General features: G+C 48.7%; 12 protein-coding genes. 8 read left to right on the top strand and 4 right to left on the bottom strand.

The features are described from left to right. Positions 1–3 precede the first annotated feature (3 nt). From OCV68_RS03425 to OCV68_RS03410, 4 genes are all read right to left on the bottom strand, one after another. Complete coding sequence (locus OCV68_RS03425) at positions 4–3,318, bottom strand: PD-(D/E)XK nuclease family protein (RefSeq protein ID WP_262570747.1); 3,315 nt, start codon at positions 3,316–3,318, stop codon at positions 4–6. Positions 3,319–3,405: 87 nt separating this feature from the next. Next, positions 3,406–5,073: a MutS-related protein gene (locus OCV68_RS03420; protein ID WP_262570745.1), complete on the bottom strand. Its 1,668-nt coding sequence runs from the start codon at positions 5,071–5,073 to the stop codon at positions 3,406–3,408. An 18-nt stretch (positions 5,074–5,091) separates the two neighbouring features. Continuing rightward, positions 5,092–5,634: a DNA-3-methyladenine glycosylase gene (locus tag OCV68_RS03415; RefSeq protein ID WP_262570744.1), complete on the bottom strand. Its 543-nt coding sequence runs from the start codon at positions 5,632–5,634 to the stop codon at positions 5,092–5,094. Beyond that, complete coding sequence (locus tag OCV68_RS03410) at positions 5,624–6,328, bottom strand: hypothetical protein (RefSeq protein ID WP_262570741.1); 705 nt, start codon at positions 6,326–6,328, stop codon at positions 5,624–5,626. Before OCV68_RS03410 ends, OCV68_RS03415 begins: the two co-directional genes overlap by 11 nt. Positions 6,329–6,505: 177 nt before the next feature. Here OCV68_RS03410 and OCV68_RS03405 point away from each other — a divergent pair, with 177 nt between their 5' ends. The 8 genes from OCV68_RS03405 (at position 6,506) to OCV68_RS03370 (ending at position 13,735) form a co-directional block, all read left to right on the top strand. Next, the gene (locus OCV68_RS03405) at positions 6,506–6,715 is read left to right on the top strand and encodes a DUF1858 domain-containing protein (RefSeq protein ID WP_022474296.1); all 210 of its coding nucleotides are present in this window, start codon (positions 6,506–6,508) and stop codon (positions 6,713–6,715) included. A gap of 106 nt (positions 6,716–6,821) precedes the next feature. After that, positions 6,822–7,487, top strand: a complete 666-nt coding sequence (locus OCV68_RS03400; protein WP_262570737.1) for a class I SAM-dependent methyltransferase — start codon at positions 6,822–6,824, stop codon at positions 7,485–7,487. Then, positions 7,484–8,266, top strand: coding sequence for a Nif3-like dinuclear metal center hexameric protein (locus OCV68_RS03395; RefSeq protein ID WP_262570735.1), 783 nt, complete (start codon positions 7,484–7,486; stop codon positions 8,264–8,266). The genes OCV68_RS03400 and OCV68_RS03395 overlap by 4 nt, the downstream gene beginning before the upstream one ends. Positions 8,267–8,282: 16 nt before the next feature. Next, positions 8,283–9,110, top strand: coding sequence for a putative RNA methyltransferase (locus OCV68_RS03390; protein WP_022474299.1), 828 nt, complete (start codon positions 8,283–8,285; stop codon positions 9,108–9,110). Between the two features lie 72 nt (positions 9,111–9,182). After that, entirely contained in the window at positions 9,183–10,925 is a 1,743-nt protein-coding gene (locus OCV68_RS03385) for an Rqc2 family fibronectin-binding protein (protein ID WP_262570732.1), read from the top strand. Between the two features lie 20 nt (positions 10,926–10,945). Next, positions 10,946–11,623, top strand: a complete 678-nt coding sequence (locus OCV68_RS03380) for an IseA DL-endopeptidase inhibitor family protein (RefSeq protein ID WP_262570729.1) — start codon at positions 10,946–10,948, stop codon at positions 11,621–11,623. Between the two features lie 103 nt (positions 11,624–11,726). After that, positions 11,727–12,860: an exonuclease SbcCD subunit D gene (locus OCV68_RS03375; RefSeq protein WP_262570727.1), complete on the top strand. Its 1,134-nt coding sequence runs from the start codon at positions 11,727–11,729 to the stop codon at positions 12,858–12,860. A gap of 83 nt (positions 12,861–12,943) precedes the next feature. Continuing rightward, positions 12,944–13,735 carry a helix-turn-helix domain-containing protein gene (locus OCV68_RS03370; protein ID WP_262570725.1) on the top strand — a complete coding sequence of 264 codons (792 nt, stop codon included), beginning with the start codon at positions 12,944–12,946 and terminating at the stop codon, positions 13,733–13,735. Positions 13,736–13,744: the final 9 nt, after the last annotated feature.

Here is a 13,744-nt window from a genome sequence, read left to right as displayed (position 1 = left end):
TTCTCACTCCTTTTCACCGTTTATTTCAAAGTCGATATCGGAAATATCCCTGGGTACGGGATCGGGATAATTGCCGCATATCTCCCTGTAGTCGCAGAAGCCGCAGGGTATGGTGCATTTGTACTTCTTGCTTTCCAGAGGGCTTGCGGGGAAATCTCCGCTGTAAACCGCCCTGCCCATGTCCTCTATCTGTTTTATGGCAAGCGCCTTTATCTTTTCCATGGTATCGCTGTTGATAACACTGCTCTTTGCGCTTACGGTTCCGTCCTTCTTGAATGTCACGGGAATGAACCTGCCCCGGCAGTCCTCCTCCATGGCGTTGATGATAAGGGGACTGTCAAGCACAGCTCCCTGCATTTTCATGGTGTCGTCGATGCACTTGGCGGCGCTCGCTTCGTCTGCCATGCGGTCATCTGCGGACTTGGGATATTTTACCGGAATGTACAGCGCACCTGCGGGAACACAGCCTCCGTATCTGCCGCCCTTTTCATCGGTGAGGGCAAAGAGATAGAAGAACATCTGCATATTTATTCCCAGTGCCAGCTGCTCTTTCATAAAGTCCTTTACGCCTGTTTTGTAGTCAAGGATACGAATGTATATAATGCCGTTTTCGTCCGTAAATTCATCAACACGGTCGGCAGTTCCCGTGAAATTTACTTTCAGCCCCTCGCCGCATTCGATGATAACGGGTGTGACCGTAGAATTTTTTACACTGCCCTTTACGCCTACGGGATATTCAAAATCAGAGGGTACAAAGCGTGATACCCTCTGCTCCTCCTGCATATGGGTAAGGGCGGTGAGCAGGGTGTCGTTCATGATGTCAAGGTAAAATCCGAAGCTTTTTTTCTTGGCAAATTTTCCGCTGAGATTTTTTGCAATGTAGCCGTCAACCGATTTTTTAATGCTGGCGGTGAGGTCATCGGTTGTCATGTTCAGAAATTTTTCCCCACGGTTTTCCTCAAAAATATCCTTCATGCACATGTGCATTATATTTCCCTGATTTATGGGGTTAAGGTCCATTTTCGGCAGGGGATAGAGCTTCAGTCCCGTTTTGCAGAAGTACATGAACGGGCATTTGCTGAAATCCTCAAACCGTGATGCCGAAAGCTCCAGCGTGTCGCCGTACAGCTTTTTCATAAGCTTTTTATCTGCGATCTTATGAGCCGTGGTAAGGTCTATCCTGTCTATGTAGCTGAATTTTTTTGCATAAAGTGGATCCTTGCAAAGCTCGGTCTTTACAGTGATGAAATCCGGGTCTGACGGGTCAAAATTCTGGGAAGCCGCCGCATATGCCGATTGTGGAGTGCGGCAGAAATACAGCATATCCAGGTCGGAAGTATTTATCCTTTGACAGTTCGGTATGCAGGCGGATATCTTTTCGATATACGGCGAGGGATACACGGAAGCACCCGAAATATCCGCCTCGGAGTATGATACAAAAAGCCTGTGAGACGGTGAGCAAAGCGCCTTGAATGCGTTGAAGCGTTCCTCTGCAAGGCGCTTTTTCATGCTGCCCGAAAGGTCATAGTCTGATTTTTTAAAGAACTCTCTTTCACGTTCGGAGAAAGTGGAGCTTTCCCCTGTGATAAAGGGGAAAATTCCGTCATTTGCGTGCATTACAAAAACTATCTTGGGGTTTGTGAGACGGGCAAGGTCTGACTGCTGTGCGATAACTCCGTCCAGTGCGTCGGGGGGAGCGGCAAGGGTTATTTTCTCGGCGGAGAGCATGAAAATATCACGGAAATCATTGAGAGATATTTTTTCCGTCAGCGCCTGTTCAAGGCTTGCAAATATCTCGTCCAGCTGGCTGCACAGCCACTGGTTCTCACGTATCTGAGCCGCAGACTCCGCTTCCGTTATGTACTTGCCTTCAAAGGAAAGCAGCTTTTCTTCTGCGCCTGTTTCGCCTATGAAGCTGCGGAGAGCGTCGCATATCTGCGCACCTGTTTTTCCCGAGCAGGCTTTTTTCAGGCTGTTTATGGGGGAAAGCAGGCGGAGCCTTATGTCTTCTGCCTTTTCATCGGGAAATTCGCTCTGCCACATGGAACCGTCAATGTCCCATGTGTAGCAGTAGTTTTCAATGTAGGCAATATCTTCTTCCGAAACCTGAGTAAGCCCTGTCTTTGCATATCTGAGCAGCACCTCGGTGGAGGGCTTTTTCTCCGCTGCCAGCTCCAGCGCCGCCGTTACCATAAGCATAAGGGGCTTGTGACCTGCGGGGCGCTTCTTGTCCGAATAATAGGGGATATTGTACCGTTCAAAATGAGGAGCCAGCACGGAAATATCGTCGTTCATGGCACGGCTGAGAACGGCGATATCGCTGTATCTGAGAGATCTGTCCGCAGCGGTCAGCTCACATATAGCGGCGCATATGTAGTCGCACTCGCCGTAGATATCGGGAGCAGTCACAAGAGTGATATTGCCGCCGTCACCGTTATAAGCCTTTGAGGGCAGCCGCAGAAGATTTTTTGAAAGCTCAAAAAGCTCTTCCGATTTGTATCGCCTGTTATCATCAAACTTTACCTTGTTTATCTTTTTGCCAAGTTCAGCGGCTATGGAGGAAAGTCCTGCACAGGTCTCGTTCACCGCTGTAAATGGGCCAAAACCGCCTTTGCCAATGTCGTCGGAAGTCATGCAGACAGTAAGCTCTGCACACTGGGAGAGCATTACACGTATCATGTTGTACTGGTCGCCTGTGAAGCTTTTGAACTCGTCCATAAACAGGCACATATCATTAAAATAGCCGTTCTGCTCCGCCATATCGGCAGCAAGTCGGGCATCAAGGAGAATATCCCTCATGCCGAGAGCTGCAAGCTCCGATGAATATTCCGAGTAGATGAGAAAAAGGTCGGTGAGTTTGTCACGCATATTGTCGGGAGCGGTTTTAAGTATCTCGCCCAGAACTTCGGGAGTAACGCCGCTGTGGATAAGCTCGCTGAGCATGGTAAGGGCGGTGTTTGCAAAGGAAGCCCTTTTTGCCTGCTTGTCAAAGAAAAGAAGTCCCTCACGCTCCGATATAAGGCGTATCACCTTGTACATAACGGCGGTTTTTACGGTGGAATCCGCACCCATGCCCTCGGGAGCCTTTGTGCAGCGGAAGATATCCGCAGCAAGGCGTGAGAACGACCACACCTCGGTGTTGCCTTTGTTGAACAGCGCACAGCCCAGATGATTGTAGAGCATATGCTCATATTCAAAGGTGAACTGATCGGGGACTATTACGCAGACCTTTCTGTCGTTCTCGGCGGCCTGCTTTATTTTGTCCATCATGGCATAGGATTTGCCTGTTCCCGTTCCACCATAAAAAAATGTCAGCATATTATACCTCGTTTCTGTCCGAATAATTCTATCCTATTATACCAAATTACCTGTCCGCATTTACGGACAGGTAATTGAAAATTGCTTTTATCTGCGGACTCTTTTTCTTACATTTTCAGCATTTATACCGAAAGAGCGGAAGATGTCAGCCGCATAGCTTTGTTTCAGGGGCATACCCTTTCTTATCCTGTACAGCCGCTTTCCGCTGGTCTCGTCAACATCTGCAACAATGCTCTGGGGAATGCTCCTGCAATCGGGGTCGGAGGATATCTCACCGCACTTGCCCGCAAGCTCGGTGATATGTGTGGCAAAAACGCCCCTTACGCCGATAATGCAGAATATCCTTACCAGTTCTTCGGCTATTTCAGCACATTCCTTGGGTGTGGTGCTCTGGATAGACTCGTTCATCAGCAGCAGGCTGTTTTCTTCCGCAAGGTCGCTGATTATTTTCAGATCCTTTATCTCTGTGGTAAATCGGCTGGCGTTTATGCCCGTTTCTTCTTCTTTGGGGAAGTGGGTGAATATAAAGTCGGCAGTGCTTATGACACATTCCTCCGCAGGCACGTAAAAGCCTGTCTGAGCAAGCAGGAAGCACAGTCCCAGACCACGTACAAAGGTGGTCTTTCCGCCGTTGTTTGCGCCTGTTAAAATGTAAAATCTGCCCTCGTCGTCCATGGTGATGCTGTTGCGCACAACAAGGTCGTCGCCCATGGCTTCGGTGTTGGCGGCAGCCGCCTTGAAGTAGAAACAGGGGTCAAAGAGATTTTTGATATCCGCATATCTTGCCTTGTCCGTAAACTTGGGACGGCACATTTTTATGCCTCTTGCATTGCAGGCTTCGATGACCCTTGCCATGCCATCGTATATCTCCAGCTGGTCTTCGAGCATGGAAACGTGCTCAAATGCAAGCCTGTCATATGACTTCAAAGCGGCGGACAGCCTGTTCATATATGCGCCAGTTATTTTTTCCATGGCGGCAAAAAGGGCCTTGTCGGCCTCGTTCACATAGCCGTCCTCATTGGGCTGATTTGTCCTCAGCTTGCCCATGATGTGGGTCTCGGAAAAGGCGCTGCTTTTGTAGAAAAGCCTGTCGAAAACGTTGGGCTTTTCGCCTGCGGGCTTGTCCGACCAGCCTGTTATCCCTGCGGATATGGGCTTCATTTCCTCATTGAAGTTGATGGCGATGTTAACGGAGCGTATTTTCTTTGAAAAGGCTTCTTTCAGCTCTGCAATGTCCTTTTTCATGCTGTTGTAGTCATTGGAAGCGTATCGTTCTTCCAGTGAATCAAACAGTCCCCTGAAAGCGGCTGAATGAATGTTTGAGCCTATCTCGCCGTAAAGAGCGTGAAGCTCCTCCATGCAGTCTATGTAACTGTCCAGCGCCTCGACACAGCTTCCCAGAGCGGAAAAGCTGTCGGGGGTGGAAGCGGAAATATTCTTGTGCTCACTGTCCAGCAGTGTGCGGATTATTCTGTGTACCGATGGGGAGAGCTTGGGATTGCCCATAACGTCTTCCAGAGCGTCAAGGCGGTAGTTCATGACTTCGGTATCGGTGCAAAGCTCCCTGAAAAGCTTCAGCACGTTCTGGGGATTTCTGCGGCTGATTATGCCCGCAACATTGTCCGTCATAAGGTCGTTCATATATGTGCAGGGGTATTTGTCGTTAAGCATTATCCTGCGGTTGTTAAGTTCCCTGCGCCTTGCAGCGTCGGGATAAAGCAGGTCGGGTATCTCTCTGAGTTCCTTGTTTTCCATACTGCCGCTTCCTTTCATTTATTTCTTTGATTTGACAGCCGATGTGTCGGCAAATCTCCATAAAATATCCCTGTATTCGGGGGTGGCATAGTCGATGCCCACACGTTTTAGCCTGATTATTTCGGGGCGGTATCCGTCATCTGCAATGCAGATCTTCGGGTTGCCGATAAACGATCCGCCGTTGAAGCTCTTGTCTATCTTCAGCGCCTTTGTGAGCTTTCCGGGGCCTGCATAGTCAAGGCACGCACGGAAAAGCACGCCCTGGGGCTGCTCCTTTTCGCCTGTGATAACGTTCATCAGCCAGTGGCAGCCGTAGCAAAGATATACGTATATAACTCCCGCTTCACGGTAAAGCAGCTCAGTTCTGGGAGTGCGGCCCTTTGATGCGTGACAGGCGGTGTCCTCTTCTCCACGGTATGACTCCGTTTCAGTGATGCGCAGGCGTATCTCGCCCTCGTCGGTGTTCCTGATAATAAGCTTGCCCACCAGATCCGGAGCCACATCAAGGCAGTCACGGTGAAAAAAGTCCTCACCCAAGGGAGTGGGAGTGTTATTCATCATCGCCGTTTCTGCCTCCCTTTGTAACGTTTATATTGCTTCTGTTAAGGAAAGCCTTGTGGGTACGTCTGTTCCTGAAGCGGTCGATATAGTTTTTGCCGAAGAAAATAGCAAAGGTCACAAATGCGGTAAGGACCGAAAGCTGAATGCCCAGACCTACGCTTGCCATGTCGTATAAATAATATTTGAATGCGTCACCGAAGGATACCAGCATAAAAACAATGTCGATAAGCGCCAGCCACTTTGCTTTGATGGGTACCACAAAGAACATCAGAAATTCCATTTCGGGATATAAATAGGCATACACAAGGAACAGTGAGAACAGCAGATAGCTGCTTGAAGCCGCTCCCGCAATGAAGCCAACGCCGATAAGCAGCAGCGTTCCCGTCAGAAAATACATTGTAAGATTGTGAGCGCCCCACGCCATTTCCGTTTCCTTGCCCGTGATGTAGTAGAAATAGACAGAGAAGATTATCCACACTACGCTGTTTGTCTGAGGGATAAAAAGAAATGTGAGCAGTCTCCATACCTGACCATCAAGAATAGCGGAGCGGCTGAAAGAAAGATAGCTGCTCATAAGTCCGTTCGTGAGCATATCTCCCACAAATACTATCGCCATGGAAGCGGCAATATAAGTCATAAGATTTTCAATCTCGAAGTTCCTGAAAAATCGTTTTACCTTGTAAGAAAAATTCATTGAGAAACATTCCTCCCATTATAGCAGTTTATTAAATAGAGTATATCACAATTATGCACATATTTCAAGGAAAAGTCTTGCAAAATTTAAAAAAATGGGTTATAATGATTATGTAATATAAATCATGCGCCTGCGGGCTTTGCGGCTCGGGGCAGAATGAATGAAAGGTTGTTTAATATGAGCTTTAAAGTAACTCCCGATACCATTATCGGCGATATTCTCGATCACGATATGGATACCGCTCCTTATTTCTTTGAGATCGGTATGCACTGCCTGGGCTGTCCCGCTTCCAGAGGCGAGTCTATTGCAGATGCCTGCGCAGTTCACGGCACTGATGTAAACGCTCTTGTTGAAAAGCTCAACGAGCATTTTGCACAGAAGGCATAAGGAAAAAATCTTATCATGCAGGAAACGGGAAACGGCACTGCCGCTTCCCGCTTTTTCTGAATGGGGTACGGCTCATAATACACAATATCTGTAAGGAAGAATACATATGAAACTTGATAAACGACTGCTTGTCTGCGCAGAGATGACAGAGGGCAGCTTTGTGTGCGATATAGGCACCGACCACGGCTATCTGCCTGCGTATCTGCTCAGATCGGAAAAATGCACAAAAGCCATTGCCGCAGATATCGGCGAGAAGCCACTTGCTGCCGCAAAGGCTACCTTTGAGAACGAGGGCATTGAGGGCGGGCAGCTGATATTGTCCGACGGACTGAAAAATATCCCTCTTGACGGCGTTACCGATATCGTCATTGCAGGAATGGGCGGCGAGCTTATCTCCAAAATAATTGATGCCGATGAAAGGTCACGCACCTGCGGGGCAAATTTTATTTTGCAGCCCATGACAAGAGCTTCCGTGCTTAGAAGATACCTTGCGGACAACGGCTTTGAGGTGACGGAGGAACGTGCCGTGTGGGACGGCGAATTTGCCTATTCCGTAATGAAGTGCCGATATACTGGAGTGACATATGAGATTTCAGATGTACGTGAGCAGACAGGTCTCACCGACGCATCATACGAGGACGGACGAAAGTACATCGAAAAGCAGCTTGAACGAATGAAAAAGGCTGCAGACGGCATGAGGAACAGCCGCCCTGCGGAAGCCGAAAAAATAGATATGACCATGGAGAAAATACGAAAGGAAAAAGGAATATGACAACAGTTGCCGATATTTACAGCGCCATAAACGAGCTTATCCCCTTTGACACAAAGGAAAGCTGGGATAACTGCGGTATGCTGGCAGGTGATCCCGATAAGGGCGTTACAAAAATTATCACTGCCCTTGATATCACAAACGATGTTATCGAAGAAGCAAAAGCGTCGGGAGCGGAGCTTATAGTGAGTCATCACCCTGTTATCTTTTCGCCGCTTAAATCGGTGACGGCATCGTCTCCCGTAGGCAGGCTGCTGTCAGGTGGAGTTTCAGCAATTTGCACCCATACCCCTTTTGATATGTCGCCTCTGGGAATGAACAAGGGGCTTTATGATATCCTTTCCGCACCTCTCGGACTGTCTGAGGATTCTATGTCTTTGGACGATATGGGAAACGGACTTTCCATAGGCAGGATATATGAGCTTAAAGCGCCCCTTACACCAAAGGAAGCGGCTGAAAGGGCAAAAGAGGCACTTGGCTGTACCTGCGTAAGATTTACAAACGGACGCATCATAAAGCACATTGCCATAAGCTCGGGAGCCGGCAACAGCTTTATACATCTTGCTGCACAAAAGGGAGCGGACGCTCTTCTTTCGGGGGATTTCAAGCACGACGGCTTTATCGACGCTGTTAATATGGACTTTACTGTCATTGACTGCGGTCATTTCCACACCGAGCGTATCTTCTGCGGACTTATGAAAAATATCCTTTCAAAAAGGTTCCCGGAGATAGATATTATTGAAGCAAAGAGCTGTGTTGACCCCGCAAATTACTGCTTGTAAGCGAAAGGACATTGATATGAACGGTTTTATCTGCCCTGTGTGCGGCAAAAGCCTTGAAATAAAAGAAAAAAGCTATGTGTGCGAAAACCGTCACAGCTTTGATATCTCCTCCAAGGGATATGTTAATCTGCTGCTTTCGGGTCAGATGAACGCAAAGCTCCCGGGAGACAACAAGATGATGGTGAACGCCAGGACGGAATTTCTGTCAAAGGGCTATTATTCCCATCTTGCGCAGGCCGTGTGCGATGCCGTGTGTGTGCATTTCCACGGCGGCGTTCTTCTTGATGCAGGCTGCGGCGAGGGCTATTATACGGAAGAGATATTTAAGGCAATAAGCGGGAATAAATACGGCTTTAAGCTGCTGGGCATTGATATCTCAAAATTTGCCTGCGCCCATGCGGCAAGGCGGCTGAAGGGTCAGCCTCAGTGCGAGGTGGCGGCGGCAAGCATTTTTCATCTTCCGCTGGCGGACGGCTCTGTGGATATGGCAGTGACTATGTTTGCACCGTTCTGTCGGGAAGAATTCTGCCGTGTGATAAAAAGCAGGGGATATCTTATAATGGCTATCCCTGCGGAGGATCATCTTATGAGCCTTAAAGCTGCGGTGTATGATAAGCCCTATAAAAATCAGACTGCCGATTATGAGGTGGAGGGCTTTGACTTCCTTGAAAGCAGGAAAATATCACGGAGCATTTTCATTGATAATCCAAAGGATATACAAAGCCTGTTTTCCATGACCCCTTATTACTACAAAACAGGCGAAGAGGGCCACAGACGGCTTGAAGCCCTTGAGTCTCTTGAGACGGAAGCATCATTCGAGGTGCTTATTTATAAAAGAAAATAAGTTTATGACATGACAGGCGGCATAATATGAGAATGAAAAGCACACTTGACGATAGGAAAGGAACTGATATAAATGGCTCTTGACGGAGCGTTTCTCCTGGCGGTAAAGCAGGAGCTTCAGCCTCTTGTGGGCGGAAGAATAGAAAAGGTCTATCAGCCCTCCAAGGAGGAGGCTGTTATTGCAATAAGAACGAGAACGGGAAGCAGCAGGGTGCTTATCTGCGCAGGTGCAAATTCAGCAAGGATACACATTACAAACAGGCAGATAGAAAACCCCAAGGTGCCTCCCATGTTCTGTATGCTGCTGAGAAAGCACCTTGGCAGCGGCAAGCTCATTGACATACGGCAGGACGGTCTGGAAAGAATACTTTTCCTTGATTTTGAGACCGTAAACGAGCTGGGCGATGTGGTCATAATCACCCTTGCAGTGGAAATAATGGGCAAATATTCCAACCTTATCGTTATAAACGAGAACGGAAAGATAATCGACAGCTTAAAGCGTGTTGATGATGCTATGAGCCGTGAAAGACTTGTGCTTCCCGGCATGACCTACACCGCTCCTCCCCGTGGGGACAGGCTCAACTTCCTTATCGCACCCGAAGAGGAGATGCGCATGAGGATAGCTGCGGCAAGCGGCAAATCAGCCGCAAAGTGCCTTATCGGCATTTTTGAGGGTATTTCCCCCATACTTGCAAGGGAGTGGCTTTTCCGTGCCTGCGGCTCCAACGATATCACTACCGACGAGCTGGACAGCGATACCCTTACAAAGCTTATCGCCGAAATAATGTCCACCCGTGACGATTATCTCAGCGGCAGGAGAAAATACACCATTCTTTCCGATAATGACGGCAATCTTAAAGATTTCTGCTTTATTGACATCACCCAGTACGGCGGACTGATGAAAGCCTCCTACTGCGAGACCGCAGGGGAAACGCTGGATAAATTCTATCACGACCGTGACAGCACAGCCCGCATGAAGCAGAGGTACGGCGACCTTTACCGCCTGCTTTCCAACACTGCCGACAGGATACGCAGAAGAACGGAAAATCAGCGGCAGGAGCTGAAAATATCCGAGGAAAGGGATATTTTGAAGCTCAAGGGCGACCTTATTTCCGCAAATCTTTATCAGCTCAAAAAGGGAATGAAGGACTTTACCTGCGTGAATTTCTACGATGAAAACGCCGGAGAGATTACCGTGGAGCTTGACCCATCGCTTACTCCCTCCCAGAATATGCAGAAGTATTACGGCGGCTACCGCAAGGCAGATACGGCGGAAAAGCGGCTGAAAGTACAGATAGCTCAGGGCGAAAGCGAGCTGAAATACATCGAAAGCGTGTCCGATGCACTTTCCCGTGCTTCCACGGAAAATGATGTTAACGAGCTGAGAGCCGAGCTTGCGGAGCAGGGTTATATCCGTATGCAGAGAGGCAAGCAGAAGCCCCCCAAGGCGGCTCCTCCCATATCATTTTCCTCTCCCGACGGCTATGAGATACTTGTGGGACGAAACAACAAGCAGAACGATGTTCTTACCCTTAAAACTGCTGAGAAAACTGATATCTGGCTCCACACCAAGGATATTACAGGCTCTCACGTTATAATCAGAGCAAGGGGCGAGCAGGTCCCCGATGAGACCATATACTACGCCGCACGAATTGCCGCCGCCTACAGCAGCGCAAGAAATTCGGCTCAGGTGCCCGTTGATTATGTTCCTGCAAAGCAGGTAAAAAAGCCTGCGGGAGCAAAGCCCGGAATGGTCATATTCACAGGCAACAGGACTCTTTACGTTACCCCTCTTGACCCAAATGCAGACAAATAATTTATAAAGGAAATGATAATATGAAAACATACAAAATGATAACATCAGCTGTGCTTGCGGCAATGCTCCTTTCGGGCTGCGGCACTCAGTCAGGCACGATCACGACTATTACCGCTCCCGCTTCCGAGACGGAAGGTGAAGCTTCTGCCATTGTGTCCGAGACCGCCGAAGAGACATCAGTTGAAGCGGAAACTGAGGCAGCAGCTGCGGAAGAAACCTCAGAAATGGAAGAAACCATATCAGAGCTTTTTGCAAGAAATATCGTCTGCTCGGTATATGCCTTTGGTTCGGGCGGACTGGCATGGGGCGGCGAGCCTGTCAGCGGTGACAATATCTACAAGGTATCCGATGAGCGCTTTTCAAGCTACAGCGACTTTGAAAGCTTTATCAGAAGCACCTACTGCAAGGATACGGCTGATATGCTGCTGTATAACTATCCCTATGAGGGCACGCAGCTTTACGTAGATGTTGACGGAATGCTCTGCATAGATTCAAATCTTTCGGGATCAAAGGGCTATTATGTTGACTGGACGGACACAAAAATAACCATTGACAGCCTTACGGACGACAGATGTGAATTTACCGCAGCAGGCAGCATTACCGAGCCTGCCGATGTGCCCGTGGCAGAGGAATACAAGGTGAGCTGTACCGCTGTCTATGAGAACGGAAGCTGGCTGCTTACAGACTTTATGGCATAAGTGAACCTCTGAAAACCTCCTTCACGGCAAATTTTCTATGACTGACATCATCTGCTCGTGTCCCGTTTTTTAGAGGACCCCATAATTTGAAAGGATAATCAAAATGAAGATACTCCACACCTCCGACCTGCATATCGGCATTTCGCTGTTCGGCGAGGATATGCTCCCATATCAGGAGAAGATAGGGGAGAGCCTTTGCGCTGCCGCCGTTGAATGCGGTGCGGACTGCATGATCATTGCGGGCGATGTGTATGACAGCGCCGTTGTTGCGGGCGAAGCGGTAAAATGCTGGGACAGGCTGTGCGAAAAGCTTTTTTCGGGCGGCAGGGATATCCCCGTGATAATCATTGCGGGAAACCATGATTCCGCTCCAAGGCTGTCGGTAAATTCGGGATTGCTGGAAAACTGCGGGCTGTATATCCGTGGCAGCTTTCGTGACTATATGAAGCCGATCTCCGTAGGCGATGCGGATATCTACTGCATACCGTGGTTCAACATTGCCGAGGTGCGTGAGCTTTTTTCCGACAGGGAGATAAAGACCTGCACCGACGCTTTTCTTGCCATGACCGACGATATAAAAAGTTCATGGGACAAATCAAAAAAGCACATCATCGTTGCCCACTGCTTTGTTACGGGAGCGGCAATATCCGACAGCGAAAGGGCTTCCAAGGGTGCGGAGATATCCGCAGGAGGAGCGCAGATGGTGTCGGCAGATGTGTTTGCGGGTTTTGATTACATAGCTCTGGGGCATCTTCACCGTGCCCAGACAATAAAATGCTCAGCTGATGAAAACACGGCAGTGCGCTACAGCGGAACTCCCATTCCATACAGCTTTTCCGAGGCAGGACAGGCAAAGACATATACTGTTTTTGATACGGAGGTCGGCATTTCAGAGCTTGCCGCTCCAAGCTCGCTCTCTCTCATTACCGTAAAGGGCAGCTATGACGAAGTAATGGCGGCGGAAGTTCCAGAGGACGCATATGTGAGGGTTATCCTTACCGACCGTTCATCGTCAGCAGGACTTTACGAGAATATCCGTGACAGATTCCCACGTATGCTCCGTCTGGAATGTGCAAGAAAGGTATCCGCATCGGCAGATGACAGCGACAGCCGAATTTCCGAAATGTCCGTTTCGGAAGCGGAACTGGCGGAAAAATATCTGCGTGACTGCTTCGGCAGAGAGATAACCGAGCGTCAGCTGGGCTGGCTTGAAGAGGCTATGAAAGAAGAGGAATGATATAATTACTCAAAAAATCAAGCAGACATTCTTTTTATAGATTATAATTAAGATGTGATCACAGACAGAAAGGAAATGAACATATGAACAATTTGCAGCTGCTGGCGCAGGCGCTTTCGTATATGGAAGAGCATATGTCCGAAAGTCTCAGGACGGAAGATATCGCCGCAGGCTGCTATTGCTCAAAGTCCTCTCTGGAAAAGCTTTTCCGAAACGTCAACAACATATCTGTGCATGATTATATCGTGCGGAGAAAAATGGTCATCGCCGCAAAGGAGCTTCAGGCGGGCAGCGCAAATATACTGGAGCTTGCACTGTCGCTGGGATATAACTCCAACGAGGCGTTTACCAGAGCGTTCAGACGGGTGTGGAACTGCAATCCATCGGAATACAGCACAAAATACCGATTTTCGGGGCTGTACCCCAGACTGTCCTCCACGCCCTTGGAAGGAGAGTTTTCTATGAAAAAGAATGTAGATATCAGCGAGCTTTACGACCTTTTTACCCAGCGCCGCAGCTGCTGCTTTGTGTGCTGCGATATCAAGGGGCTTATCCCCATAAACGACATTTCACGAAAAGCAGGCGACCTTGCCATAATCGAGTCCATGAAGCGCATTTCCGAAGCGGCAGGGGAGAATGACTTGGTTTTCCGCATAGGCGGAGACGAATTCGTGCTTCTTACCGATTCGGCGGACACGGCTTATGCCGAAAGCATTGCAAAGAAAATATCGGACAAAAACGGCATCGGATTTGATTTTGAGGGGCGTATGATACCCCTTGACCTGCACGTTTCCGTAACAAAATGCGAGGAGCCTGTTATAAAGTACAACGAGCTTTTTGCAAAGCTCCACAGCTCTATCGACCACAATAAATAATAACAGCCC

The sequence above is a fragment of the Huintestinicola butyrica genome (assembly GCF_025567215.1).
GTDB lineage: Bacteria > Bacillota > Clostridia > Oscillospirales > Ruminococcaceae > Huintestinicola > Huintestinicola butyrica.
This window is presented reverse-complemented; position numbering and strand designations above follow the sequence as displayed.